A 24187-nucleotide genomic window follows, 5' to 3' on the forward strand; every position below is an offset into this window, starting at 1 on the left:
CTTCTAACGAGCTCTCCTGAACCGGCTGAACTGAAACGCCTGCGTCGAATCCCACGGCGTGTGGTGGACCTCGCTCCGCGTCTCGACCAGCTCGAACTCCGGCCCCAGCTCCGCCGCAAGGCTCGCGCTGTCGTGCCGTTGCACCGGCAGGCCGCTGCATTTCTCCGGGCCGTCGGGTGCGAAGGTCGCGATGATGACGTGCCCGCCGGGCGCAACCGTCGACCTCAGGCGCTGGACGTAAGCCGCCCTGTCATGCGGGTCGGTCAGGAAGTGAAACGCCGCGCGGTCGTGCCAGACATCGCAGCTCTTCGACGGTTGCCATGTCGTGATGTCGGCGACGATCCAATCGACCGTTGATGCGGCTGCGCCAATTCGTCTCCGCGCTGCCTCGAGCGCGTTGGCGGAAAGGTCCAGCACGGCGAGGTCGCGGTATCCGTCCCGCAGGAGAGCGTCCACCAGCCGCGAAGCGCCGCCGCCGATGTCGATGATGGCGGTGCCATGATCCGGACTGGCCGAGCGGATCATATCGAGCGAGATGGCCGGGCTGTCCTGAAACCAGCTGACCTCGGTCTCGCCCTTGGTGGCGTAGACGTTGTCCCAATGTGTGCTGCGGTCAGACATGGCGGCTCCGGCCTTGGCCGGGACGGCAGCGCGCAAGTGGCTATGCCGCGATGAACTGGCAGTTCGCGCGCCCGCCGCATGCGGACGCGCCGGCATGAAGAAGGACCTACTCGTCCTTCTTCGACATCCTCTCGAGGCGTTCCTGCATGTCCTTCATCTGCTGACGCAGGTCGTCGATATTGCTGTCCTTCGGCGCCGCAGCGTTCGCATCGGGCTCCGGCTCCGTGCTGGCCGCCGGGCGGCCCGTGCCAGGAGCGAACGGCTTGAACATCGAGAAGGTCTGCTGGAACAGCTCCATGTTGCGGCGGACCTGTTCTTCCAGCGGCGCGAACGGAGTTCCGGACAGCGAGTTGGCGATCTGCTTGCGGAACTTCTCCTGCTCCTGGGTCAGCGTCGCGATCGACTGCTCCAGATATTTCGGCACCACCATCTGCATGCTGTCGCCATAGAAGCGGATCAGCTGGCGCAGGAAGGTGGTCGGCAGCAGGTTCTGGCCGGCCTTGTTCTCCTGCTCGAAGATGATCTGGGCGAGCACGGAGCGGGTGATGTCGTCGCCGGTCTTGGCGTCGTAGACCAGGAAATCCTCGCCGTCCTTGACCATGGCGGCGAGGTCCTCGAGCGTCACGTAGGTGCTCGTTCCGGTGTTATAGAGCCGGCGGTTCGCGTATTTCTTGATGGTGGTGGGTTGGTCTGATTTCGCCATGGGCTCTCACTTGCAAGCGCGGAGAACGGGAACCCGGCGGGCCATGCCGCAGGGCGGGAAGAGTACGCAACGCAACAAAATAAGCATTTTCAAAGGGGTCACGCTACCGTTTTGTGCGCCACGGTTAATCGGGCAGCAAAAACGTGCTTGCGAAAGCGCCAAGAACGCTATTTTGAATGCGCTGCGGTATGGATTCGGTCATCGGCCGATTGACATGCCTCAACGACGTTAACAGGATGCCATTCGAGACTGGCGAGCCGTTTTCCCCAGCCCCGCCTGCCCCCTTTCAACACCAGGAGATGCCCATGTCAGACGATGTCGTCATCGTCAGCGCCGCCCGCACCCCGGTCGGAAGCTTCAACGGAGCGTTCGCGACCCTTCCCGCCCATGACCTCGGCGCGATCGCCATCAAGGCCGCGCTGGAGCGTGGTGGCATCGAGCCCGGCCGGGTTTCGGAAGTCATCATGGGCCAGATCCTCACCGCGGCTCAGGGCCAGAACCCGGCCCGCCAGGCCTCGATTGCCGCCGGCATTCCGGTGGAGAGCCCGGCCTGGGGTGTCAACCAGCTCTGCGGCTCGGGCCTGCGCACCGTCGCACTCGGCTACCAGGCGCTGCTCAACGGCGATTCCGAGATCGTGGTCGCCGGCGGCCAAGAATCCATGAGCATGGCACCGCACGCCCAGTATCTGCGCGGCGGCGTCAAGATGGGCGCGGTCGAGTTCGTCGACACCATGATCAAGGACGGCCTGTGGGATGCCTTCAACGGCTATCACATGGGCAACACCGCCGAGAACGTCGCGCGGCAGTGGCAGATCACCCGCGCTCAGCAGGACGAGTTCGCCGTCGCTTCGCAGCAGAAGGCCGAAGCTGCGCAGAAGGCCGGCAAGTTCAACGACGAGATCGTCCCCGTCACCATCAAGGGCCGCAAGGGCGACACGGTCGTCAGCGCTGACGAATATCCGCGCCATGGCGCCACCCTTGATGCGATGGCCAAGCTTCGTCCGGCCTTCGAGAAGGAAGGCACGGTCACAGCGGGTTCGGCCTCCGGCATCAACGACGGCGCTGCCGCCGTTGTGCTGATGACCGCCAAGCAGGCGGCCAAGGAAGGCAAGAAGCCGCTCGCGCGCATCGTGTCCTGGGCGCAGGCCGGCGTCGATCCGAAGATCATGGGCTCGGGCCCGATCCCGGCCTCGCGTGCCGCGCTGAAGAAGGCCGGCTGGAACGTCGGCGATCTCGACCTGATCGAGGCCAACGAGGCCTTCGCGGCGCAGGCCTGCGCCGTCAACAAGGATCTCGGCTGGGATACCTCCAAGGTCAACGTCAACGGCGGTGCGATTGCGATCGGCCATCCGGTCGGCGCTTCCGGCGCGCGCGTGCTGGTGACGCTGCTGCACGAAATGCAGAAGCGCGATTCGAAGAAGGGCCTTGCCACGCTGTGCATCGGCGGCGGCATGGGTATCGCGATGTGTCTGGCGCGCGACTGAGATAGCTGACGCGTAACTTACGTGTCACTTGCGCGTGCGCTGCACACAGACCGAGTGCGTTGCACGCGACTAAAAAGGCAGCGGTTGCAAATCAAATATTCTTCGCAACCGCGCAAGCCTCGACTAAATACAAACGCCCGGCTCGACGCCGGGCGTTTTGTTCTTGATGTCCGTCAAACCAGCCGCATAATCCACCACTAAAAACGATCACTCAGAAACGTCCGAAGAGTCCAAGGGAAGGAATACGATATGGCACGTGTTGCACTGGTGACGGGTGGTACGCGGGGCATCGGAGCTGCGATCAGCAAAGCGCTGAAGGCGGCCGGCTACAAGGTCGCGGCGAGCTATGCCGGCAACGATGCGGCGGCGGAGAAGTTCAAGGCCGAGACCGGCATCGCCGTCTACAAATGGGACGTGAGCAGTTTCGACGCCTGCGCGGAAGGCGTGAAGAAGGTCGAGGCCGATCTCGGTCCCGTCGAGGTGCTCGTCAACAATGCCGGCATCACCCGCGACACCGCCTTCCACAAGATGACGCTCGAGCAGTGGAACGCCGTGATCAACACCAATCTCGGCTCGCTGTTCAACATGACGCGCCAGGTGATCGAGGGCATGCGTTCGCGCAAGTTCGGCCGCGTCATCTCGATCTCGTCGATCAACGGCCAGAAGGGGCAGTTCGGCCAGGTCAACTATTCCGCGGCCAAGGCCGGCGACATCGGCTTCACCAAGGCGCTCGCGATCGAGAACGCCAAGGGCGGCATCACCGTCAACGTGATCGCGCCGGGCTACATCAATACCGAAATGGTGCAGGCGGTGCCGAAGGACGTTCTGGAGAAGAACGTGATCCCGCAGATTCCGGTCAATCGCCTCGGTGAGCCCGAGGAGATTGCGCGCGCCGTCGTGTTCCTCGCGTCCGACGATGCCGGCTTCATCACCGGCTCGACCCTGACCATCAATGGCGGCCAGTATCACGCCTGACAGGGTGTCGGGCCTGTGTGCCAAAAGCCTGTAGATTCAGGCGCGACAAGGCGATAGTGAAGACGAAATGCCCGGCCTCGTGCCGGGCATCATCGTCCTCAGAGCCCTTCGATTGATGACCCCGCGCACAGCCACACTGGTCGGACTGACCGCGATCCTGATGTGGTCGCTGCTATCGGTGATGACGGTGGCCACCGGAAAGATTCCGGCGTTCCAGCTCGCCGCCATGACGTTCGCGATCGGCGGTCTCGTCGGCCTCCTCACCTGGATCGGCCGCGGCGATGCGGCGAAAAGCCTGCGTCAGCCGCTGGTCGTATGGGTCGTCGGCGTCGGTGGCCTGTTCGGCTATCACGCACTGTACTTCCTTGCGCTACGCTTCGCGCCACCGGCCGAAGCCGGTCTTTTGAATTACATGTGGCCGCTGCTGATCGTGCTGTTCTCGTCGTTCCTGCCGGGCGAGCGGCTTGCCATGCATCACATCGTCGGTGCCGTGCTCGGCCTCGTCGGCACCGTGCTGCTGTTCGCCGGCAGCACCTCCGGCTTCGCGCCGGGCCAGCTGCCGGGATTGATCGCAGCGTTCATTGCGGCGTTCGTCTGGGCGACCTATTCCGTGCTGTCGCGACGATTGAAAGCGGTGCCGACCGATGCGGTCGCGGGATTCTGCCTTGCCACCGCCGCGCTCGCCGCGCTGATGCATGGCCTGCTTGAAACCACGGTGTGGCCGGAAACGACGCTGCAATGGCTCTCCGTAGCCGCCCTCGGTGTCGGCCCCGTCGGTGCCGCGTTCTATGCCTGGGACATCGGCATGAAGCGCGGCGACATCCGCGTGCTCGGCGCCGCATCCTATGCCACGCCGCTGCTCTCGACCGGCTTCCTCATCGCCGCCGGCTTTGCAAAAGCCAGCGCCAACATCGCCATCGCCGCGATCCTGATCGCCGGCGGCGGCCTGATCGCGGCGAAGGACATGGTGCTGCGGAAGCGCTAAGCGTGCGTCAAAGCGCCGGCTGCCAGCCCGGCGGCCGATACATTGCCTCCGGAATCTGCCCGAGCTCGGAGCGCTGCAGGCGTTGCGGCGTCAGGCCATAGAATTCCTGGAAGCTGAGGATCAGCGGGCGCCATTTGTCGGGATCGATTCGATTGGGCGCGCCGTCCATCATGATGTCGGGATGTGCGTGCACGCGGGTGATGCGGACTTCGATCGCAGCCAGATTGCCGCGCCAGACCGTGTCATCCTGCGCCATCTCGTGCACATGAGCGACCTTGGCTTCCATCTGCACCGGACATTCCGCCACACGCGGCGCGCCGACCGTTTCGCTCGCCAGTGCGGTCAATCCGCTGAGACCGAATTTGTCCTTCTCGTGCCGGTAGCCGCGATAGAGCTTTCCTGGAGGTACCGGATCCGACCCGGTGGTGCGTGCGAGGCGATCGACGGCGGCAACGAGGTCGGTTGACGGCAGGTTGAGCACGCATTCGCCGGTACGAATCATGTTCTCGGTGGTCTTGGAATTGCGCGCGAGCCCGAGCATGCAGCGCCAGCCCACCCACCATGCCGAGGACATCGGCGCGAGATTGTGGGAGCCGTCGTCATTGGTCGATCCGATCAGGACGACGGGTGTCCCGAAATATAGAATCGCAGGGTCTATCTGAATTGTCGGTGGATCGAATGTTCCGTGCATCGTGCGCTCCTGTTGACTATGAGCGCTGTCCTACGGTGTGCAATGGATCGGTCCCACCCGATTCCAGATCGCGGATCAGACGCGTTTTCGAGCGACGTGGATGCCGGTTTGCGTGAAGAAAACTCGTTTCTGATTCACTCAAAACCGAAGCTCTACGGCTCCCAGCCCTTCGGCGCGAGCTCGAACTTCGCGAATTCGAACGCGGGCGCCACGGTGCAGCCGACCAGCGTCCACTCTCCCATGCTCTCCGCCATCTGCCACGCATCTGCCGGCACGATCGCTTGCGGCCGCTCGCCGCCTGACAGATCCGTGCCGAGGCGCACCTCGTGTTGCGAGCAGCCTTCATGCGCGATGCGCAGCCTCAGCGGACTGCCGGCGTAATAGTGCCAGATCTCGACCGCATCGATGCGATGCCAGTGCGAGCGTTCGCCGCGCGCGAGCAGGAAGTAAATGAGAGTCGAGCGCGAGCGTCCGTTGGTATCAGTGGTCTGGTCGCGAAACGTCTCGCGGTAGTGCCCGCCCTCGGGATGCGGACGGAGTTCGAGGCGCGCGATGATCTCGGCTGCGGTCGGCATCGATCCCCGTCAGGATTTGTTCTTCAAGACTTGTTCTTGCGCTCGCGCAGTTCGCCGAACACCGCGGCGGCGTCCGCGCCCTTCATGTGTAGCCTGGCCGCGACCGAGGGTTCATCGGCGCGCAGGAACACATTTGCTCGCTTCTCATCACCAAGCAGTGAGGGAATGGTCGGCTTGTTCTCGGCCCGCAGCTTCGCGACGTCCGCCGCGCGCGCCTGGAGCGCCGCGTTGTCCGGATCGATGGTGAGCGCGAACTTGACGTTGGACGCCGTGTATTCGTGGCCGCAATAGAGCCTGAAGTCGTCGGGCAGGGCCCGCAGCTTCAGAAGCGAATCCCACATCATCGGGTAGTCGCCTTCGAACACGCGGCCGCAGCCGATCGAGAACAACGTGTCGGCCGCGAACAGCGTTTTCTCGTTGTCGAACACGTAGGAGATGTGGTCGAGCGTGTGGCCTGGCGTCTCCAGTACGCGCCCCAGCAAATTGCCGACCTTGACGATGTCGGCATTGGCGACGCGCAGGTCGACGTTGGCGATCGCAGTCGTCTTGTCATGCGGCGCGACGACGCGGCAGTTATATTTCTGCTTGAGTTCGGCGACCCCGCCGACATGATCGCCATGATGATGAGTGATCAGGATGTCGGTGAGCTGCCAGCCCTCGCGCTCCAGCGCCTTCAGGATGGGGCCGGCCTCCGGCGCGTCGATCGACGCCGTTGCCTTGGTTTCCACATCGTGGATCAGATAACCGAAATTATCGTTTAAACAGGTGAAAGTACGAATTTCGGCGGCCATGTCATCTCCATCGCGCTCAGCCCCGCAGACAAATATGGCGTTAACGTTGCGCAGGCAATGCAATATTCCGCGCGCGGGGGCCGCCTTGTGCATGTTACATTGCCGTCATGACCATTGATGTCGTCGACCTCCGCGAGTTCTATTCCCGTCGCCTCGGGATTGTGGCGCGGCAAATGATCAATCGCGGCATCAGGGAGCGCTGGCCGACCGCCGCGGGCCAGCGTGTGCTCGGCTTCGGCTATCCCACGCCCTATCTCGGCCTGTTCCGCGAGGACGCGGAGCGCTGCATCGCCTTCATGCCGTCGGCGCAGGGCGTGTTGAAATGGCCGACGGGACGGCCGGCGCTGGCCTCGCTGGTCGATGAATTCTCGCTGCCGCTTCCCGACGCCGCGGTCGACCGTATCCTGCTGATTCATGCATTGGAGATGTCGGATGATCCGGCGGCGCTCTTGCGCGAGGTGTGGCGGGTGTTGTCGCCCTCCGGCCGCGTGATCGCGGTGATCCCGAACCGGCGCGGGGTGTGGACCCGCACCGACAGCACGCCGTTCGGTCACGGCCGGCCCTATTCGCGTTCACAGATCACTGACCTCTTGCGCCAGACCTGGTTCACGCCGACCGCCTGGGGCGAGGCGCTGTTCATGCCGCCCTATGCCGGCGGCTGGGTGCTGAAATCGGCGCAGATGTGGGAGCGTGCGGGCGCGGCGCTGTCGTTGCCCTTTGCCGGCGTGCACATTGTCGAGGCGACCAAGCAGGTCTATCGCGCGATCCCCGCCAAGCGCGAACGGGCGCGGCTGATTCCCGCGCTGACGAAGCCCGTGCTGGTGCCGTCCTCGACCACGGTCAGGCGCAGCTAAAAACAAATCGTCCCGGCGAGGCCGGGACGATTCAGTTCAGGATGTCTGGCGAAAGGGCTGCGGCTTACTCGCCGGAGGCCACTTCGTCGCTGGAGCCGGCGGGAGCCGCCTCGCGCTCGGCGCGCGGGCCATGCGGGCGGCGCCGGCGCCGCGGAAAGCGCTCGCCGCCACCACCGCCTTCGAAGCCGGGCTGAGCGCCATTTGCGGCACTATTCACCTGCGGCTGTGCGCCGGTGATGAAGGAGGGCAGGCGATCGACGCTGCCGGTGTCGGCAACGACGGGCTGCGGCTGGTTCTGCGGTTGCGGCTGCGGCTGATATTGCGGCTGCGGACGATGGTCGCGCTCGCGATGCTCGCGCGGCTGCTGCTGGTCGCGCTGATAGGGCTGCTGGCTGTCGCGCTGCTGATGATCACGCTGGTGATCGCGCTGACCGTCACGGTCACGCACGAAAGGCTGCTGCTGCGGCTGCGGGACGAAGCCCGGCTCCTGGCCGAAATTCGAGAAATTCTCGCCGTCGTCCTCGCTGTCGTCAGCGCTGGTGCTGACGGGCTCGTCGCCGCGCGGCTGCTGGTTCTGGCGGAACTGTTCCTGGGCCGCCGCGATCAGGCGGAAATAATGCTCGGCATGCTGGTAGTAGTTCTCGGCGGCGACCGGGTCGCCGGAGGAGCGCGCATCGCGCGCGAGCTGAAGATATTTTTCGGCGATGTGCGAAGCCGTGCCGCGGATCTTGATGTCGGGTCCGTTCGATTCGTAAACCCGGGTCATCGGGTTCTGGCCGCGCCGGTTATTGTTGTTGTTATTGTTGTTGCGGTTGCGCATCCGCTGCTTGTTCTGACCGTTTCTCATGTCCTGCCTTTAATTCCAGCCCTAAAGGTTGCACGCATTACTGATTGCTCGGAGTGACCTGGTGACAGCGGTTCACATTTCTCGCGCGCACCGCGCGCAAGAGCGGCTTGAACCCTGCCGATGTTCGTCGACCGTCGCGTTCAACAAAGACGCGTTCCCCACCCGCCAGCACTCATTGCCAGCGAACCCATTCATATCGCCTGCCGAAACAAGCCCAGCTTTGTTGCGTAAGTCTTCAAGCGCAATATCAGGCTTTCGTTCACTTTGCGGTCGGAGAGCAGCGCAGCTCCAATGGCGATCGCGCTCAACAGGACCAGCGGCTTGGAACCTTTAATCAGTAAAGCTCTCGCCCGAGAGCCCGGCTTTCGCCCGTAGGTCTACGGGGCCGGCACCGATGTGTTGACCGGAACGTAGTCGTTCCCAAGAGATATTCCAAGAGGTTTTTTGCAGCCCAATCCGGCTTTTATGGGGGCATTTTTCGGGCCGAGACGGCCCGCGGGATGCCCGCCAGATCGGCCCTGGGCGGCCTGTCCACAGACAACGCGGCGGCCGTCATCAAGGTTTCAATATCCCCGGCCTGTCCCTGTCCCGCCTCGACGATCAACGCCCCGCCGGGTGCGAGACGCTCGGCCGCCTGCGGGATCAGGGCGCGGTAGGCGTCATAGCCGTCATTGCCGCCGTCGAGCGCCAGATGCGGATCGTGCTCGCGCACTTCGATGCCCAGTTTCGGAATTTCCCCTGAGGGAATATAGGGCGGATTCGACACGATGAGATCGAACGGGCCGCTTAGCGCCGCCGCATAGGAGCAGGCGACGAAGCCGGAGCGGCCGGCAAGACCAAGAGCTGCGGCATTGCTCCTCGCGGTGTTGAGGGCGGAGAGGCTGAGATCGGTTCCGACACCGAAGGCATCGGGAATTTCGTGCAGCAGCGCGAGCAGGATCGCGCCGGATCCGGTGCCGATATCCGCAATTCGCGGGTGCCGCCCCGATATCGTGGCCCCGCGAAAGATCTCGAGTGCCAGTTCGACGACGGTCTCGGTGTCCGGCCGCGGCACCAGCGTCGCCTCGGACAGCTGGAACGGCAGGCCCCAGAATTCGCGCGCGCCGAGAATGCGGGCGACCGGCTCATGCGCGAGGCGGCGCTGCGCATATGCTTCGAGCCGCGCAGCCTCTTCGGCCGTGAGTTGGCGCGCCGCCTGCGTGACCATGCCGGTCAAATCAAGCCTCAGCGCAGCGCCGACAAGCAGGCGCGCATCAAGGGCGGGCTCCTCGATGCCGGCCGATTTAAGCCGTGCCGCAAGTGCGCGCCGCGCACTCTCGATGCTGTGTCCGGGATCGAAACCTGTCGCCAATGGAGCCATCCTGCCTGGTCTCGTGGATAGATCGGCGGCATTGCTTGCGTCAACGGAAAGGAGCGCGTTTGATCGCATCTCGCAGCGAGGGAGGGATCCATGACGGCCTACGACGATCAGAACGTCTTCGCAAAGATCCTGCGCGGCGAGATTCCCTGCTTCGAGGTTTTCAGGGACGACCGCAGCCTCGCCTTCCTCGACATCATGCCGCGCTCGCCCGGACACACGCTGGTCATTCCCCGGGCGCCGGCGCGCGGCATCCTCGACATCGCGGACGACGATCTCGCCGCAGTTGCACGAACCGCCAAGCGGATCGCGGTCGCGGCGATGAAGGCGTTCGACGCCGAGGGTATCATTCTGCAGCAGTTCAGCGAGCCCGCCAGCGGGCAGGTCGTCCTTCACCTGCACATGCACGTCATGCCGGTCAGGGCCGGCGTCGAATTGCTGCCGGCGCAGACGCGCAAGGAAGACATGGCGGTGCTCGCCGATCACGCCAAACGGATGATCGCTGCGCTGGGCAGTTGATTGGCGGCTAACTAGACGCCGAGATAGCGCTGCAGCAGCTCCGGCTGGGCCTTGAGCTCCTGCGCTGGGCCTTCGTGCACGATGTGGCCGTTGTTGATGATGTAGATCCGTGTCGCCAGCGCCAGCGTCGCCGCCAGATTCTGCTCGACGAGCACGATGGTCTGGCCGGCGGCTGCGAGCTCGCGGCAGGCCTTGACGAGATCGTGGACGATCACGGGCGCGAGCCCCTCGAACGGCTCATCCAGCAGCACGATCTTGGGATCGCGCACCAGCGCGCGCGCGATCGCGAGCATCTGCTGCTCGCCGCCGGAGAGCTCGGTGCCGCGGTTGTTGCGCCGCTCCTTCAGCCGCGGAAACATCTCGTAGATGCGCTCGAGCGGCCAGCGCTTTGGCGCGGTGATCCCGGCGAGGACGATGTTCTCCTCCACCGACAGGCTGCCGAAGATCCGCCGCTCCTCGTGCACGAGCTGCATGCCGGCCTGCGCGATTCTGTGGCTCTTGCGTCCGGCGATGTCGATGCCGTCGAACTTCACACTGCCGCTGCGCGGCGTCACGACGCCCATCAGGCTCTTCAGCGTCGTGCTCTTGCCGGCGCCGTTCCGCCCGAGCAGCGCCACCACCTCGTGCCGCTCGACGCGCATCGCGACGTCGAACAGGATGTGGGAGTCGCCGTAATAGCTGTTCAGGCCATTGACCTCGATCAGGCTCATGCGGCGATCTCTCCGTGAACGCCGCCGAGATAGGCTTCCTGCACTGCGGCGTTGGTCCTGATTTCTTCCGGTGTGCCGTCCAGCAGCACCTTGCCCTCCTGGAGCACCGTCACGCGCTCGACCAGCTCGAACAGCGAATCCATGTCGTGGTCGATGATGATCATGGTGCGCCCGCGCGCGATCGATTTGAGCAGCTTGACGGTCTCGACCCGCTCGCGCGGGCTCATGCCCGCGAGCGGCTCGTCGAGCAGCAGCAGGCGCGGCGAGGTGGCGAGTGCAAGCCCGATCTCCAGCCTGCGCTTCTCGCCATAGGCGAGCTCGGAGACCGGCGTGTCGGCGCGGCGGGTCAGATTGACCAGGGCCAGCGTGTGCTCCACCTGCTCGGTCAGGCCCTTGACGCCCGAGAGCTTGCGGAACAGGTCGAGCCGGAATATTCCGCGTAGTTCCGCCAGCGCTGCGATGGTCAGGTTCTGCCGCACTGTCAGCCCGGTGAAGAGCTGGTTGACCTGGTAGCTCTTGGTGAGCCCGAGCTGGCAAACCTCGGTGACCTTCAATCCCGTGATGTCGCGGCCCTCGAACACGATCTGGCCGGAGGTCGGCGCGATCTCGCAGGTCAGCATTTTGAAGAAGGTCGATTTGCCGGCGCCGTTGGGTCCGATGATGCCGCGCAGCTCGCCCTGATTGACGCTGAAATCGATGTCGCTGTTGGCGACGAGGCCGCCATAACGCTTGGTCAGGCCCGTGGCTTTCAGGATCGGGCCGGAATAGGCGGGATGCTCGACCTCCTTGGCCTGCATCGGTGCCGGCGCGGGCTGCTGCATGGCCTCGGCGTCAGCGGCTTCCTGTTCGGCCTCCGCTTCCGTCCGCTTACGCTTGCCGGAGAACAGGCGATAGAGATCGGCGATCCCGCCGATGATGCCGCCGCGCAGGAAGCAGACCAGCAGCACGAACACGACGCCGAGCACGAGCTTCCAGGCGGCCCCCAGGCCCAGCGCGGACTGCAGGAAATCCTGAAGGAAGAGCCAAACGGTCGCGCCGACCAGCGGCCCGAACAGCGTGCCCCGGCCGCCGATCGCCGTCTGCATCACGAGCTGGCCCGAGGTGTCGAAGGTGAAGGCGTCGGGCGGCATGAAGGCCTGCAGCACGCCGAGCAGGCCGCCGGCGAAGCCCGCGTAAGCGGCCGCGATCACGAAGGCTGTCAGCTTGTAGCCGTGGATGTTGTGGCCGACGGCGGTGGCGCGCAGCGGATTGTCCCGGATCGCACTGAAGATGGCGCCGACCGGCGAGCGGACGATCCTGAGCGCGATGATGACGCCGATGAAGTAGCAGAGCGCGATGAACTGATAGAGCGACCAGCCATTGGTGAAGTGCAGTGTGGTGAAACCGAGGTTGAAGCTCGGTGTCGGTACGCCCGGCAGGCCGTTCTCGCCGCCGGTGAAGTCCGAGAGCGGGTTGAACTCGACGAAGAAAAATACCTCCGCGATCGCCACGGTGATCATGGCGAAATAGATGCCTGTGCGGCGCAGCGCGATCAGGCCGATCAGATAGCCGGTCGCCGCCGCTGCGATCATGCCGATGATCAGCGCGCCCAGCACGTTGCCGAAGCCCGCGCGGGTCAGGAGATAGGCGGCGACGAAGCCGCCGGTGCCGTAGAAGGCGGACTGGCCGAACGACAAGAGGCCGGTGAATCCGAACAGGATGTCGAAGCCGAGACCGAACAGGCCCCAGACCAGGATCCGGTTCACGGTGTTCGGGGCGAAGCCGAGATGCGGCAGCACGAACGGGGCTGCGATCAACCCGATCGCGGTCAGGATCTCGATCAGGAACGGGCGTTGCTTGAGCATCTCGAAATCGCTTACTCGCGGCCCTGGACGCCGAGCAGGCCATGCGGTCGCACCACGAGTACGAGCGTCATTGCCGCAAACAGCATCACATAGGCATAGCCGGGGTTGAACATGGAGGTGACGCTGATGATCTCGCCGGCGATCAGGCCGCCGAGGATGGCGCCGGGGAACGAGCCGACGCCGCCGATCACCACCACCACGAAGGTCTGGACCAGGATGTCGTCACCGATGCCCGGTGTCAGCGACACCACCGGCGCGTTGACGATGCCGGCAAAGCCCGCGGCCATCGCGCCGATGCCGAACACGACCATGAAGACGCGGTAGACGTTGATGCCGAGTGAATCGACCATCACCGAATCCTCGATGCCGGCGCGCACGATCATGCCGAGCCGGGTGCGGTAGAGGATGATGAACAGCGCGCCGAGCGCGATCGCGACGATGCCGACCACGGCGAGGCGGTAGGTCGGATAGAACATGAAGCCGAGATTGGTGATGCCCTGGAACAGCGCCGGCGGCGGCACCAGCTGCGACTGGCTCGAGAAGATCAGGCGCACGAGCTCGACGAAACAGATGCCGAGCCCGAAGGTCACGAGCAGCTGATCCTCGTGCGGGCGGTGATAGAAGTGCCGGATGATCACGCGTTCCATGAGAACGCCGAGCAACATCACGAACAGCGAGCCCGCGATGACGGCGATGACGAACGACTCCGTGTACTGGTAGGCGACGAAGCCGGCATAGCCGCCGATCATGAACATCGCGCCATGCGCGAGGTTGAGCACGCCGAGCGTGCCGTAGATGATGGTCAGGCCGGAGCTGATCAGCGCGAGCAAAGCGCCGAGTGCGAGCCCGTTGAAGAGCTGTGAAACGAGGTTGGGCCAACTGATCATGCGACTGTCGCCGTTGTGACGCGCGATGGAGCTGCGTCAAAAAAGGTGACGCCGCAGGACCAGAGTGCAGCCCGCGGCGTCACAGGGGTTAGCGCGGGCTCAGCTGTAGTCGCCGGGATGGCAGCCGAACGCGTCCGGCTTCTGCATCAGGCCTTCACCCTGGACGATCTCGACGACGTCATACCAGTCTTCCTTGTTCTTCATGTCCTTCTGCTGCTTGCCCTTGACGATGATCACCGGGCGGACGCACTGGTGATCCTCGGGGCGGTAATGCACGTCGCCGACGAGGGAGGGGATCGTCTCGCCCTTCTCATAGGCCTTGATCACGTCGGGCGGATTGAAGCTGCCGGCCTGCTCGCACATGCGGGCCCAGTGCGCGAAGCTGACATAGGCGTTCTCGGCGCCCCATTCCGGCTTGTAGCCGTACTTCTTCTCGAAGGCCTCGTTGAACATCTTGGCCAGCGGGAACTTGTCCTCGATCGTCCACCAATAGTCGGTGGCGGCGTAGACGCCCTGCATCAGGCCGCCGGTCTCGCGCGCGATGAACGGCACCTGGTAGGGGACGACCAGCTTCATCTTGTCGAGCACGCCGAACTGCTTGGCCTGCTGGGTCGACAGCACCGCGTCGTGGCCCCAATTGACGTTGATGAGCACGTCGGCGCCGGAGTTCGCGACGTTCAGCAGATAGGATGAATAGTCGGGCGCGCCGAGCGGTGCGACCTGGTTGGTCACTGTCGTCCAGCCCGCGGTCGCGAGAAAATCCTGCATCGACTTGGTGACGGTGTGTCCATAGGTGTAATCGGGTGTCAGGTAGGCCGCCTTCTTGCCCTTGCCGAACTCCCTCACCATCACCGGGCCGATCGCCGCAGCGGCGGTCTGGCCGAAGAAATTCTGGCGGAAGCCGTAGCGAACGCAGTCCTTGCCGGTGGTGTCGTTCGAGCCGGAAATGCCGCACACGAACAGCACGTGTTCGCGCTGCGCGAGCTTGTTGAGCGCGACCGCAACGGCGCTCGACGTGCCGCCGGTGATCATGATCGCCTTGTTCTCGCTGATGAAGCGCTGCTGCGCCTGCACCGCCTCGTTCGGCTTGGCCGCGGAATCCGCGACGCCGAACTTTAGCTCCTTGCCCAGCACGCCCTTGCTGGTCTTCGGCGAGATCTTCTTGATCAGGTCATGGCCGCTGTTGATGTGCTCGATCGCGAGCTGGTAGCCCTTGAGTTCGTCTTCGCCCTGTACGGCATAGGTGCCGGTGCGCGGCACCGAGATTCCGATGAAGGCGGTGGAACCCGACACGCCGGCGGGGTAGGAGCCGATCGGCTTGTCCTCGGCAAAGGCCGGCATCGCGGGCAGCATCGAGCCGCCGATCAGGCCTGCCGTGGTCTGGAGCAGGCCGCGGCGCGAGAGGCCGCGGCGGATGAGATCGTCAGTCATGGTCGTTTCCTCCGAACATCGTTCTTGTTTTGCAGGCGCAAGCGCGACCTGTCCGGCGCCAGCCGACCTCGTTGGCCTGCTGCGCCGGGCACGTCACATCCGCGTGTAGCTCTTGGCCCTAAGCATTGCTTGTGAAGGTCTTCTGTCAAATTCGCCTTTGGTCGAACGACGAAAATTATGTCGTGAAAACATATCGGATAACGATATATATTAGTCTTTGTGACTATGAGGCTGGCGGGTTCGGCGAGAGAAATGGCGCGGCAGACGACAGTGGCGGGTGTGCGGAAGCGACGATCCTGGCCGCAGGAGGCGGAGCGGCCTGAGGCGGCGTGGCCTGCGGAGGGCAATCGGCCGACCAACGAGCGGGGACCGGCTATCGGCTCCGCTCAGGTGAGCGCGCGCCTGCGCCGATGAAGAGACTGAGCGTGCGGGCCCAGAACATCCTGAAGGAACTCGCGGTTGAGCTCACCGGCGAGCAGCCGCCGAAGGGAAATTGGTCGCCGTCGCGCGATCTGCTGCGTGCGTTGACGGCCGAGCGTCTCGCGACCGCGCGCAATTGCGGTCCGCATACGATGCGGGAGATCGTCGACTGGGCGCAGGGCTGCGGCGTGACCATCAGGCCGCTGCTTCCGCCGGGCGGCTCGCTGTCGCAGATGTGGGCGGAGCTGATTGCCAATGCGTCGGCAGGTAGCCTGACCAGTGCAGAGATCGCCGGCGCACTGCAGCGCTCGATCCGGCGGAAGAGCGTCCGCATCCCGATCGCGTTTCAGGTCATCCTGGTGAAAATCCTGCTCTCCAGCTTCGAATAGGGGGCGGATAGCTGTGCATCCGCGGCGCCGGCCGGTTGGTCCGGCTGGGGTCGCTTGCTACTTTCGGCTATGCCTCCGGTGATGACGGGCGGCATGGTCGAGGTGGTCATGGTTCAGGCGAAGAAGGTGCAGCGGTCCAAGGTGACGACGCCGGCCAAGCGCACCGGCGGCGCGATGCGTGATTCCGATTACGCCGCGCTGGCACAGTTCCGCTACCAGATCCGCAGCTTTCTGGCGTTCAGCGAGGCGGCGGCGGCCCAGCAGGGTTTGACGCCGACGCAGCACCAGGCGCTGCTTGGTATCAAGGGCTTTGTCCGTCCGGGACCAGCGACCGTCGGTGACGTCGCGCGATTCCTGCTGATCCGCCATCACTCCGCTGTCGAACTCATCAACCGCCTCGCCAAGCTCGAGCTGGTCAGCCGGGTTGCCGACCCCGAAGACGCGAGACGCGTCCTTCTCAAGCTGACGAAGAAGGGGGAGCAGAAGCTCCAGGCCCTTTCCCGGAAGAATCTCGAAGAGCTTCGCCGCGCCGCGAGCCCGGCATTGAGCCGGCTGTTGAAATCGTTCCGAGTCGCCAGCGAGGCCTGAGCGCCGGCTACGCCGCCGCACCTTGTGCGGCGAGCTGCGCGGCCTGGTGCTCGGTGGTCAGCGCGTCGGTCAATTCGCCGAGCGCTTCGCCGGCGATCACCTGGGGCAGCTTGTAGAGCGTCAGGTTGATGCGATGATCGGTGACGCGGCCTTGCGGGAAATTATAGGTCCGGATGCGCTCGCTGCGGTCGCCGGAGCCGACCTTCTCCTTGCGCTCGGCCGAGCGGGCGGCATCGGCGCGCTGGCGCTCGGCATCATAGATGCGCGAGCGCAGAATGTTCATGGCGGAGGCGCGGTTCTTGTGCTGCGAGCGGCTGTCCTGCATCATCACCACGATGCCGGTCGGAATGTGGGTGATGCGGATCGCCGATTCCGTCTTGTTGACGTGCTGGCCGCCGGCGCCTTGCGCACGCATGGTCTCGATGCGCAGATCGTCGTTCTTGATCTCGACGTCGACATCCTCGACCTCCGGCAGCACGGCGACCGTCGCGGCGGAGGTGTGGATACGCCCTTGCGTCTCGGTGTCGGGCACGCGCTGCACGCGGTGCACGCCGGATTCGAATTTCAGTTTCGAGAACGCGCCGCGGCCCTGGACCTCCGCGATGATTTCCTTGTAGCCGCCGACCGTGCCTTCGCTCGCCGAGATCACCTCGACCTTCCAGCCTTGCAGGCTGGCGAAGCGCTCGTACATCCGGAACAGATCGCCGGCGAACAGCGAGGCCTCGTCGCCGCCGGTGCCGGCGCGGATTTCCAGCACCACGTTGCGGTCGTCCATGGCGTCCTTGGGCAGCAGCGCGACACGGATCTTCTGGACCAGCTCCTCGATCTTGGGTGCGAGCTCGTCGCGCTCGGCTTCCGCCATGCCGCGCATCTCGGCATCCGTCGTGGGATCGGCGATCAGCGCCTCGGTGTCGGCAAGCTCTTTGACGGCAGCGCGATAAGCCTTCACCGCCTCGATCAGCGGCGTGATCTCGGCGAGCTCGCGCGTAATCTGCACATAGCGCTCGGAGGCGAGCTGGCCCAGCGATTCGGCCTCGAGCGAGGCGTGATGCGCGAGCAGGACGTCCAGTTTGGCTTCGGGGAGTGACGACATCGGTTCAGTCTCGGGTGCGGAAAAGGGCAAAGCGGCGGGGTAGCGGCACTTGGCCCGCTACAACGCCAGGCCCTCGGCCTCGGCAAACTCCGTCAGCTTCTGCCGGATCGAGACGCTGCCCGAGGGCGCGTCCAGCAGCGGGCCGAGCATCGCTTCGGCCTTCTTCACGTCGAGATCGATCACCATCGCCTTGACCGGGCCGAGCGCGGTCGCCGAGAGCGACAGCGAGCGATAGCCCATCGCGATCAGCGCCAGTGCGCCGATCGGCTTGGAGGCCATCTCGCCGCACAGCGACAGCGACTTCTGCGCGGCGTTGGATTTTCGTGCGATCTCGCGCAGCACCCGCAGGATCGGCGCCGACATGGTGTCGAAGCGCTCGGAAACCTTGGCATTGCCGCGGTCGACCGCGAACAGGAACTGGAACAGATCGTTGGATCCGACCGAGATGAAGTCGACCTTCTTCAGGAGCTCGTCGAGCTGGTAGAGCAGGGCGGGCACCTCGACCATGGTGCCGATGTCGATGCGCTCCGGCAGGGTATGGCCGTGCTGGCGCAGATAGGTCAGCTCGCGCTCGACCAGCGCCTTCGCCGAGTCGAATTCGGCGACCTCCGAGATCATCGGGAACATGATGCGCAGCGCGCGGCCGCCGCCGGCGCGCAGCAGCGCGCGGATCTGGCCGCGCAAGAGGCCGGGGCGATCGAGCCCGAGCCGGATCGCGCGCCAGCCGAGTGCGGGATTCTCCTCGATCACCGCTTCCATATAGGGCAGTGCCTTGTCGCCGCCGATGTCGAGGGTGCGGAAGGTCACGGGCTTGGTGCCTGCGGCATCCAGCACCGTGCGATAGAGCGCGAGCTGGTCGCTGGTGCGCGGCAGGCTCTGGCCGACCATGAATTGCAGCTCGGTGCGGAACAGGCCGATGCCTGCGCTGCCGGTGTCCTCGATATGCGGCAGGTCGATGGCGAGCCCTGCGTTGATCATCAGCTCGACCTTCTGGCCGTCCTTGGTGACGCACGGAAGATCGCGCAGGGCCAGGTATTGCGCCTGGCGGCGGGCACGAAAGCGCACGCGCTCGGCGAAGGCGGCCTCGACCTCCTGCGACGGGCGGACATAGATCGAGCCCGACGTGCCGTCGACGATGATGGCGTCGCCGGGATCGGCGATGCCGGGCGCGTTCGGGACTTCGCCGACGGCGGGAATGCCGAGCGCGCGGGCCACGATCGAGACGTGGGAATTGGCGGTGCCTTCCTCCAGCACGATGCCGCGCAGGCGCTTGCGGTCGTAGTCGAGCAGCGCCGCTGGGCCCATCGCGCGCGCGATGACGATGGCGTTGTCGGGCAATTGTTCACGTGACGGCGCGTGGTCCTGCCCGACCAGCTGCCGCATCAGGCGATAACCGAGGTCCTCGAGATCGTGCAGCCGGTCGCGCAGATAGGGATCGGTCGAGCGCAGCATGCGCGCGCGGGTGTCGGATTGCACGCGCTCGACGGCTGCCTCCGCCGTGAGGCCGGTGGCGACCGCCTCGTGCAGCTTGTGCGACCAGCCCTGGTCGTTGGCGAACATGCGATAGGCTTCCAGCACCTCGCGGTGCTCGCCCCCCTCGGCGACGTCGCCGCGCTCCAGCATGCGGTCGAGATCGGCGCGCAGCTTGGTCAGCGCGGTGTCGAGCCGCTTGATCTCCTTCGGCAGATCCTCGGCGATGTAGTCCTTGATGACGACGCGCGGCTCGTGCAGCACGACATGGCCGAGCGCAATGCCTTCCGAGAGGATCGCGCCGACCTTCTGTGCCGAATGGCGGGCGGCCGGCTCCTGGCCCGGCTGGGCGAGCGCAGACAATTCGCCGGAGGCGATCAGTTCCGCCAGCACCATCGCGGTGGTCTGGAGCGCCTCGAGCTCCTCCTCGACATAGTTGCGCTTGGCGCGGTTCTGCACCACCAGCACGCCGAGCGTGTTGCCGGCGCGCAGGATCGGCACGCCGAGGAAGGAGTGGTAGATTTCTTCGCCGGTCTCCGGGCGGAACGAGAAGGCCGGGTGGTTTTGCGCGTCGCTCAGGTTGAGCGGGGTCGCCTCGCTGGCGACGAGGCCGACCAGGCCCTCATGGGCGCTCAGCACGGTGTGGTGCACCGCCTCGCGGTTGAGGCCTTCGGTGGCGTAGAGCTCGAGCGTGTTGTCGATGCGCAGCACATAGACCGAGCACACCTCCGCCACCATGTTGGCGGCGATCAGCACCACGATCTTGTCCAGCCGCTCCTGGGCCGAGACCTGCTCCGCCATGGTTTCGCGGAGCCGTCTCAACAAGACGCGGGGACCTCCCGACGCGCTCCGCATGAACCGTCAATCTCCTCCGTCTGCCGGGCCCGGCGGTATCGGCCGGCGGCTGGCCTAAAATTCCAGAAAAACAACCAGTTTGTTTGTCCGGCGCAGGCGCAAACTCTCGCTTGCACCGAATCAGCGGCCTGAACTGGGACACAGTCTGCGGCAGCCCACCCTGTTCGCCGTATAGCGAATTGAGGCTTGTTTTGCCAAGCAAAACGCCTGCCAAACGCGAAGGTGTGTACACCTTCGCGTTTGCTGCGACCGCTAAGAGAAAATTAGCCTAGGCCTGATCGAGACCGTAGAGCGTGTGCAGGGTGCGCACCGCAAGCTCTGTGTAAGCCGTGTCGATCAAAACCGAGAATTTGATCTCGGAGGTTGTGATGGCCCGGATGTTGATATTCCGTCCGGCGAGGGCCGAGAACGCCTGGGCGGCGACGCCGGCATGGCTGCGCATGCCGCTGCCGATCACCGAGATCTTGGCGACGTCGGTGGCGGTATCGAGCCGGGCATAGCCGATCTTGCCTTTGGCGGCCGTGATCGTGTCCCTGGCGCGGGTGTAGTCGGCCGCCGGCACCGTGAAGGTGAGGTCGGTGGTCTTGCCGTCCTCGGAGACGTTCTGAACGATCATGTCGACGTTGATGTTGGCGTCCGCCAGCGGGCCGAAGATCGACGCTGCCACGCCGGGCTTGTCCTCGATCTGGCGCACCGAGATCTGGGCCTCGTCCTTCGAAAAGGCGATACCGGTGACGACGTGGCTTTCCATGATCTCCTCCTCGCTGCAGATCAGCGTGCCGGGCGGCTGGTTGGCATGCGGGTCGATATCCTCGGGCTTGTCGAAGCTCGAGCGGACGAAGATCGGCATGTTGTGGACCATGCCGAGTTCCACCGAGCGGACCTGGAGCACTTTTGCGCCCTGGGAGGCCAGTTCCAGCATGTCTTCGAACGCGATCTTGTCGAGGCGGCGGGCCTTCGGCACGATTCGCGGGTCGGTGGTGTAGACGCCGTCGACGTCGGTGTAGATGTCGCAGCGGTCTGCCTTGACGGCGGCGGCGATCGCCACGGCCGAGGTGTCGGAGCCGCCGCGGCCGAGCGTGGTGATGCGATTCGTCTCGGGGTTGATGCCCTGGAAGCCGGCGACAACCGCGACCTCCTTGCGCTCCTGGAAGCGCTTGATGATCTCGCTGCCGTCGATGTCCTCGATCCGGGCCGAGGCATGGGCATCGCTGGTCTTGATCGGGATCTGCCAGCCCTGCCAGGAGCGGGCCTGGATACCCATGCCCTGAAGCACGATGGCAAGCAGGCCGGATGTCACCTGTTCGCCGGAAGCGACGACGGCGTCGTATTCGCGCGCGTCGTGCATCGGCGAGGCCTCGGTGCACCAGGCCACCAGCTCGTTGGTCTTGCCTGACATCGCCGAGACGACCACGGCCACTTCATGGCCGGCGTCGACCTCACGCTTCACATGGCGTGCGACGTTGCGGATACGTTCGATGTTGGCGACGGACGTGCCGCCGAATTTCATCACGAGGCGGCTCATGACGACGCGTGCATTCCCTCATAAGGATAAGTATGGTGACCCGCGCGAGGCGATGCCGGGGACACCCGACCGCGCGTATACAGAGGGGCGGGGCCGGGGGCAAGCGGGTTCCTGCGGGGCCATTCCGGGCAATGGGTTAATCGAGGTTATGGCGCGCTATATTGACGAAATCCTGCAACCCGGCGAACGGGTGCTGTATTCGACCAATGCGCACTGGATCTTCTATTTCCCGGCCATCCTGGCCTGGATCGTGGCCCTGGGCCTGCTGCTCCTGTCAGGGCAGACCTCGGTCGAGGGGCTCGCGATTCTGTGTCGCATCGCGGCGGGCGTGGTGGCCTTGGCGGCCCTGTTCTGGACCCTGAAGGGCTGGTTCCACCGCTTCACCACCGAGACCGACGTCACCAACCTCAGAGTTGTGCACAAGACCGGCTTCATCAAGCGCCGCACCTTTGAAATGGCGCTCGACAAGGTCGAGAGTGTCGACGTCAACCAGTCGATTCTTGGACGTATTCTCAACTACGGCGACGTGACCATCAACGGCGTCGGCGAAGGTCGCGAAACCATCCGGACCATCGCCTCGCCGCTCGCCTTCCGTAGTTCGATCACCACGCGGTAGGACCGCGCCTAACCATGAGCATGCAGCAAAATACTTCCGCCACCACCCAGCCGGGCTCGACCGTCGACGCCGCCGAGATCGCGAAATTCTCAAAGCTCTCGGCCGAATGGTGGGACCCCAACGGCAAGATGGCGCCGCTGCACCGGATCAATCCGCTGCGGCTCGGCTACATCCGCGACGCCGCCTGCCGCAAGTTCGAGCGCAACGTGCGCAGCCTCAACTGCCTCGGCGGCCTGCGGGTGCTCGACATCGGCTGCGGCGCCGGCCTGTTGTGCGAGCCGCTGTCGCGCCTCGGTGCACAGGTCATCGGCGTCGATCCGTCCCAGAGCAACATCGCCGCGGCGAAGCTGCATGCCGGCAAGAGCCATCTCGCGATCGACTATCGCTGCACCACGGTCGAGGAGATCGACCCGCGCGAGCGCTTCGACATCGTGCTGGCGATGGAGGTGGTCGAGCACGTCGTCGACGTCGGCGTCTTCCTGAAGCGCTGCGCATCGATGCTCAAGCCGAACGGTTTGATGGTGGTCTCGACCCTGAACCGGAACTGGAAGAGCTTTGCGCTCGCCATCGTCGGCGCCGAATACGTCCTGCGCTGGCTGCCGCGCGGCACCCATGAATGGAACAAGTTCGTCACCCCCGACGAGCTGACGAAGTACCTGCTCGACAACCGCCTCGTCATCACCGAGCAGACCGGCGTCGTCTACAGCCCATTCGCCGACAAATGGACCCTCTCGTCGGATATGGACGTGAACTACATGGTCGTGGCGGAAGGGATGGTGTGAGTGAGATGCGAGCTCATGCCCCTCGGACAGTGTCGTCCCTGCGAACGCAGGGACCCATAACCACAGGGAGCAGCTATGTGAAAGCTGCTAGCCCGCGCATCTAATACCGTCCGTCATCGATCGATTCCGCGGTATGGGTCCCTGCGTTCGCAGGGACGACAGAGGAGTTGGTGGCGAGAGCATCGCTCCCATGACATCGATGCGGTTGACCGCGCGGGCCTCAGCTTGCAGGTTGGCCGCAATCCTTTCCCCGCTTTAGCTACCCCCATGCTCACCATCGCCAGCCTCTGGATTCCCTTCACAGTCATTGCCGCGCTGGGCCAGGTCGCGCGCAATGCGATGCAGCGGTCGCTGACGAAGCCGCTGGGGACCTGGGGCGCGACCAATATCCGCTTCCTGTTCGGTTTTCCGTTCTCGCTGCTGTTCCTTGGGGTGGTGCTGGTCGCGACCGGCGATCATCTCGGCATGCCGCCGGGCGTGTTCTGGCCGTGGCTGCTGCTCGGGGCGCTCAGCCAGATCGTCGCGACCGGGCTGATGCTGCTCGCGATGAACGATCGCTCCTTCGTGGTGACGACGGCGTACCTCAAGACCGAGGCGATCCAGACCGCGATCTTCGGCTTCATCTTCCTCGGCGATCACCTGACCTGGCTGAAGGTGCTGGCGATCGTGATCGCGACAGTCGGCGTCGTCATCACCGCGCTGCGGCCCGGCGGCGAGAAGAGCTTTGCGGAGCTGAAGCCGACCATCACCGGTCTCGTCGCGGCCGCAGCGTTCGCGCTCTCAGCGGTCGGCTTCCGCGGTGCCATCATCAACGTCCCTGATGTCTCCTTCGTGACGGCGGCCTCGTTCACGCTGGTGCTCGGCCTGTTCGTGCAGACGCTGATCCTGACGATCTATCTGCTCTGGCAGGCGCCAAAAGTGCTTCAGTCGATCCTGGGGCTGTGGAAGCCGTCGCTGCTCGCCGGCTTCATGGGCGCTTTCGCCTCGCAATTCTGGTTCCTGGCGTTCGCGCTGACGGCGGCCGCCAATGTCCGCACGCTCGCTCTGATCGAGGTGCTGTTCGCACAGGCCGTGGCGTACTACTCGTTCAAGCAGCCGATCGCGCCGCGCGAGATTTTCGGGATCGTGCTGATCGTTGTTGGAGTCGCGTTGCTCGTGGGAGTCTGACGCGCAGC

At 64.7% G+C, this 24187-nt stretch carries 24 protein-coding genes; 10 read left to right on the plus strand and 14 right to left on the minus strand.

The features are described from left to right. Positions 1-3: 3 nt before the first annotated feature. On the minus strand, positions 4-621 hold the full coding sequence (locus NLM15_RS02900; protein WP_254115185.1) for a trans-aconitate 2-methyltransferase: 618 nt from the start codon (positions 619-621) through the stop codon (positions 4-6). Between the two features lie 106 nt (positions 622-727). After that, the gene (gene phaR, locus NLM15_RS02905) at positions 728-1324 is read right to left on the minus strand and encodes a polyhydroxyalkanoate synthesis repressor PhaR (protein ID WP_254115186.1); all 597 of its coding nucleotides are present in this window, start codon (positions 1322-1324) and stop codon (positions 728-730) included. 305 nt (positions 1325-1629) lie between these two features. Between phaR and NLM15_RS02910 the strand changes: the two genes are divergently transcribed. The 3 genes from NLM15_RS02910 (at position 1630) to NLM15_RS02920 (ending at position 4768) form a co-directional block, all read left to right on the plus strand. Further along, a complete protein-coding gene (locus NLM15_RS02910; protein ID WP_254115187.1) occupies positions 1630-2808 on the plus strand; it encodes an acetyl-CoA C-acetyltransferase in 1179 nt (392 codons plus the stop codon). Positions 2809-3057: 249 nt separating this feature from the next. Then, entirely contained in the window at positions 3058-3783 is a 726-nt protein-coding gene (phbB, locus tag NLM15_RS02915; RefSeq protein WP_254115188.1) for an acetoacetyl-CoA reductase, read from the plus strand. A 115-nt stretch (positions 3784-3898) separates the two neighbouring features. Further along, positions 3899-4768, plus strand: a complete 870-nt coding sequence (locus NLM15_RS02920) for a DMT family transporter (protein WP_254115189.1) — start codon at positions 3899-3901, stop codon at positions 4766-4768. A 7-nt stretch (positions 4769-4775) separates the two neighbouring features. On the opposite strand, the gene NLM15_RS02925 is transcribed toward NLM15_RS02920, so the two are convergent. From NLM15_RS02925 to gloB, 3 genes are all read right to left on the minus strand, one after another. Continuing rightward, positions 4776-5459 (minus strand): flavin reductase family protein, encoded by a 684-nt coding sequence (locus tag NLM15_RS02925; RefSeq protein ID WP_254115190.1) that lies wholly within the window; start codon positions 5457-5459, stop codon positions 4776-4778. 152 nt (positions 5460-5611) lie between these two features. After that, complete coding sequence (locus tag NLM15_RS02930; protein ID WP_254115191.1) at positions 5612-6034, minus strand: cupin domain-containing protein; 423 nt, start codon at positions 6032-6034, stop codon at positions 5612-5614. A gap of 23 nt (positions 6035-6057) precedes the next feature. Further along, on the minus strand, positions 6058-6825 hold the full coding sequence (gene gloB, locus NLM15_RS02935) for a hydroxyacylglutathione hydrolase (RefSeq protein WP_254115192.1): 768 nt from the start codon (positions 6823-6825) through the stop codon (positions 6058-6060). A gap of 107 nt (positions 6826-6932) precedes the next feature. Here gloB and NLM15_RS02940 point away from each other — a divergent pair, with 107 nt between their 5' ends. After that, positions 6933-7679, plus strand: coding sequence for a class I SAM-dependent methyltransferase (locus NLM15_RS02940; RefSeq protein WP_254115193.1), 747 nt, complete (start codon positions 6933-6935; stop codon positions 7677-7679). A 64-nt stretch (positions 7680-7743) separates the two neighbouring features. Here the strand turns inward: NLM15_RS02940 and NLM15_RS02945 are convergent, their stop codons facing one another. Then, a complete protein-coding gene (locus NLM15_RS02945; protein ID WP_254115194.1) occupies positions 7744-8526 on the minus strand; it encodes a DUF4167 domain-containing protein in 783 nt (260 codons plus the stop codon). A gap of 463 nt (positions 8527-8989) precedes the next feature. Next, positions 8990-9886, minus strand: a complete 897-nt coding sequence (gene prmC / locus NLM15_RS02950) for a peptide chain release factor N(5)-glutamine methyltransferase (RefSeq protein ID WP_254115195.1) — start codon at positions 9884-9886, stop codon at positions 8990-8992. A 90-nt stretch (positions 9887-9976) separates the two neighbouring features. On the opposite strand from prmC, the gene NLM15_RS02955 reads away from it, so the two are divergent. After that, entirely contained in the window at positions 9977-10402 is a 426-nt protein-coding gene (locus NLM15_RS02955) for an HIT family protein (RefSeq protein WP_254115196.1), read from the plus strand. An 11-nt stretch (positions 10403-10413) separates the two neighbouring features. On the opposite strand, the gene NLM15_RS02960 is transcribed toward NLM15_RS02955, so the two are convergent. The 4 genes from NLM15_RS02960 to NLM15_RS02975 all read right to left on the minus strand — a co-directional run bounded on the left by NLM15_RS02960 (position 10414) and on the right by NLM15_RS02975 (position 15274). Continuing rightward, positions 10414-11112, minus strand: a complete 699-nt coding sequence (locus NLM15_RS02960; RefSeq protein ID WP_028149500.1) for an ABC transporter ATP-binding protein — start codon at positions 11110-11112, stop codon at positions 10414-10416. Continuing rightward, the gene (locus NLM15_RS02965) at positions 11109-12956 is read right to left on the minus strand and encodes an ATP-binding cassette domain-containing protein (RefSeq protein WP_254115197.1); all 1848 of its coding nucleotides are present in this window, start codon (positions 12954-12956) and stop codon (positions 11109-11111) included. Before NLM15_RS02965 ends, NLM15_RS02960 begins: the two co-directional genes overlap by 4 nt. A gap of 11 nt (positions 12957-12967) precedes the next feature. Further along, entirely contained in the window at positions 12968-13843 is an 876-nt protein-coding gene (locus tag NLM15_RS02970; RefSeq protein ID WP_254115198.1) for a branched-chain amino acid ABC transporter permease, read from the minus strand. Between the two features lie 99 nt (positions 13844-13942). After that, a complete protein-coding gene (locus NLM15_RS02975) occupies positions 13943-15274 on the minus strand; it encodes a substrate-binding protein (protein ID WP_254115199.1) in 1332 nt (443 codons plus the stop codon). 410 nt (positions 15275-15684) lie between these two features. On the opposite strand from NLM15_RS02975, the gene NLM15_RS02980 reads away from it, so the two are divergent. Both NLM15_RS02980 and NLM15_RS02985 read left to right on the plus strand, forming a co-directional pair. Beyond that, positions 15685-16083: a hypothetical protein gene (locus NLM15_RS02980; RefSeq protein WP_254115200.1), complete on the plus strand. Its 399-nt coding sequence runs from the start codon at positions 15685-15687 to the stop codon at positions 16081-16083. A 108-nt stretch (positions 16084-16191) separates the two neighbouring features. After that, entirely contained in the window at positions 16192-16671 is a 480-nt protein-coding gene (locus NLM15_RS02985; RefSeq protein ID WP_375166925.1) for a MarR family winged helix-turn-helix transcriptional regulator, read from the plus strand. A gap of 7 nt (positions 16672-16678) precedes the next feature. On the opposite strand, the gene prfA is transcribed toward NLM15_RS02985, so the two are convergent. The 3 genes from prfA to NLM15_RS03000 all read right to left on the minus strand — a co-directional run bounded on the left by prfA (position 16679) and on the right by NLM15_RS03000 (position 21614). After that, a complete protein-coding gene (prfA, locus tag NLM15_RS02990) occupies positions 16679-17764 on the minus strand; it encodes a peptide chain release factor 1 (protein ID WP_254115201.1) in 1086 nt (361 codons plus the stop codon). A gap of 57 nt (positions 17765-17821) precedes the next feature. Further along, a complete protein-coding gene (gene ptsP / locus NLM15_RS02995) occupies positions 17822-20089 on the minus strand; it encodes a phosphoenolpyruvate--protein phosphotransferase (protein WP_254115202.1) in 2268 nt (755 codons plus the stop codon). A gap of 268 nt (positions 20090-20357) precedes the next feature. Then, the gene (locus NLM15_RS03000; protein WP_254115203.1) at positions 20358-21614 is read right to left on the minus strand and encodes an aspartate kinase; all 1257 of its coding nucleotides are present in this window, start codon (positions 21612-21614) and stop codon (positions 20358-20360) included. Between the two features lie 148 nt (positions 21615-21762). Between NLM15_RS03000 and NLM15_RS03005 the strand changes: the two genes are divergently transcribed. The 3 genes from NLM15_RS03005 (at position 21763) to NLM15_RS03015 (ending at position 24179) form a co-directional block, all read left to right on the plus strand. Next, complete coding sequence (locus NLM15_RS03005) at positions 21763-22230, plus strand: PH domain-containing protein (protein WP_254124131.1); 468 nt, start codon at positions 21763-21765, stop codon at positions 22228-22230. A gap of 14 nt (positions 22231-22244) precedes the next feature. Then, positions 22245-23012: a bifunctional 2-polyprenyl-6-hydroxyphenol methylase/3-demethylubiquinol 3-O-methyltransferase UbiG gene (gene ubiG / locus NLM15_RS03010; protein WP_254115204.1), complete on the plus strand. Its 768-nt coding sequence runs from the start codon at positions 22245-22247 to the stop codon at positions 23010-23012. A 267-nt stretch (positions 23013-23279) separates the two neighbouring features. Continuing rightward, the gene (locus tag NLM15_RS03015; protein ID WP_254115205.1) at positions 23280-24179 is read left to right on the plus strand and encodes an EamA family transporter; all 900 of its coding nucleotides are present in this window, start codon (positions 23280-23282) and stop codon (positions 24177-24179) included. The last annotated feature ends 8 nt before the right edge of the window (positions 24180-24187 follow it).

Source organism: Bradyrhizobium sp. CCGB20 (genome assembly GCF_024199855.1).
Classification (GTDB): Bacteria; Pseudomonadota; Alphaproteobacteria; order Rhizobiales; family Xanthobacteraceae; genus Bradyrhizobium.

What these genes read in the sequence shown, in the direction of transcription:
- gloB (WP_254115192.1), bottom strand. Translation starts at nt 6,825, where the DNA reads ATGGCCGCCGAAATTCGTACTTTCACCTGTTTAAACGATAATTTCGGT.
- NLM15_RS02960 (WP_028149500.1), bottom strand. Translation starts at nt 11,112, where the DNA reads ATGAGCCTGATCGAGGTCAATGGCCTGAACAGCTATTACGGCGACTCC.
- prfA (WP_254115201.1), bottom strand. Translation starts at nt 17,764, where the DNA reads ATGTCGTCACTCCCCGAAGCCAAACTGGACGTCCTGCTCGCGCATCAC.
- NLM15_RS03015 (WP_254115205.1), top strand. Translation starts at nt 23,280, where the DNA reads ATGCTCACCATCGCCAGCCTCTGGATTCCCTTCACAGTCATTGCCGCG.
- NLM15_RS02970 (WP_254115198.1), bottom strand. Translation starts at nt 13,843, where the DNA reads ATGATCAGTTGGCCCAACCTCGTTTCACAGCTCTTCAACGGGCTCGCA.
- NLM15_RS02975 (WP_254115199.1), bottom strand. Translation starts at nt 15,274, where the DNA reads ATGACTGACGATCTCATCCGCCGCGGCCTCTCGCGCCGCGGCCTGCTC.
- NLM15_RS02985 (WP_375166925.1), top strand. Translation starts at nt 16,192, where the DNA reads ATGGTTCAGGCGAAGAAGGTGCAGCGGTCCAAGGTGACGACGCCGGCC.
- NLM15_RS02930 (WP_254115191.1), bottom strand. Translation starts at nt 6,034, where the DNA reads ATGCCGACCGCAGCCGAGATCATCGCGCGCCTCGAACTCCGTCCGCAT.
- NLM15_RS02900 (WP_254115185.1), bottom strand. Translation starts at nt 621, where the DNA reads ATGTCTGACCGCAGCACACATTGGGACAACGTCTACGCCACCAAGGGC.
- NLM15_RS02980 (WP_254115200.1), top strand. Translation starts at nt 15,685, where the DNA reads ATGAAGAGACTGAGCGTGCGGGCCCAGAACATCCTGAAGGAACTCGCG.
- NLM15_RS02910 (WP_254115187.1), top strand. Translation starts at nt 1,630, where the DNA reads ATGTCAGACGATGTCGTCATCGTCAGCGCCGCCCGCACCCCGGTCGGA.
- phaR (WP_254115186.1), bottom strand. Translation starts at nt 1,324, where the DNA reads ATGGCGAAATCAGACCAACCCACCACCATCAAGAAATACGCGAACCGC.
- NLM15_RS02925 (WP_254115190.1), bottom strand. Translation starts at nt 5,459, where the DNA reads ATGCACGGAACATTCGATCCACCGACAATTCAGATAGACCCTGCGATT.
- NLM15_RS02920 (WP_254115189.1), top strand. Translation starts at nt 3,899, where the DNA reads ATGACCCCGCGCACAGCCACACTGGTCGGACTGACCGCGATCCTGATG.
- ubiG (WP_254115204.1), top strand. Translation starts at nt 22,245, where the DNA reads ATGAGCATGCAGCAAAATACTTCCGCCACCACCCAGCCGGGCTCGACC.
- prmC (WP_254115195.1), bottom strand. Translation starts at nt 9,886, where the DNA reads ATGGCTCCATTGGCGACAGGTTTCGATCCCGGACACAGCATCGAGAGT.
- phbB (WP_254115188.1), top strand. Translation starts at nt 3,058, where the DNA reads ATGGCACGTGTTGCACTGGTGACGGGTGGTACGCGGGGCATCGGAGCT.
- NLM15_RS02955 (WP_254115196.1), top strand. Translation starts at nt 9,977, where the DNA reads ATGACGGCCTACGACGATCAGAACGTCTTCGCAAAGATCCTGCGCGGC.
- ptsP (WP_254115202.1), bottom strand. Translation starts at nt 20,089, where the DNA reads ATGCGGAGCGCGTCGGGAGGTCCCCGCGTCTTGTTGAGACGGCTCCGC.
- NLM15_RS02940 (WP_254115193.1), top strand. Translation starts at nt 6,933, where the DNA reads ATGACCATTGATGTCGTCGACCTCCGCGAGTTCTATTCCCGTCGCCTC.
- NLM15_RS02965 (WP_254115197.1), bottom strand. Translation starts at nt 12,956, where the DNA reads ATGCTCAAGCAACGCCCGTTCCTGATCGAGATCCTGACCGCGATCGGG.
- NLM15_RS02945 (WP_254115194.1), bottom strand. Translation starts at nt 8,526, where the DNA reads ATGAGAAACGGTCAGAACAAGCAGCGGATGCGCAACCGCAACAACAAT.
- NLM15_RS03000 (WP_254115203.1), bottom strand. Translation starts at nt 21,614, where the DNA reads ATGAGCCGCCTCGTGATGAAATTCGGCGGCACGTCCGTCGCCAACATC.
- NLM15_RS03005 (WP_254124131.1), top strand. Translation starts at nt 21,763, where the DNA reads ATGGCGCGCTATATTGACGAAATCCTGCAACCCGGCGAACGGGTGCTG.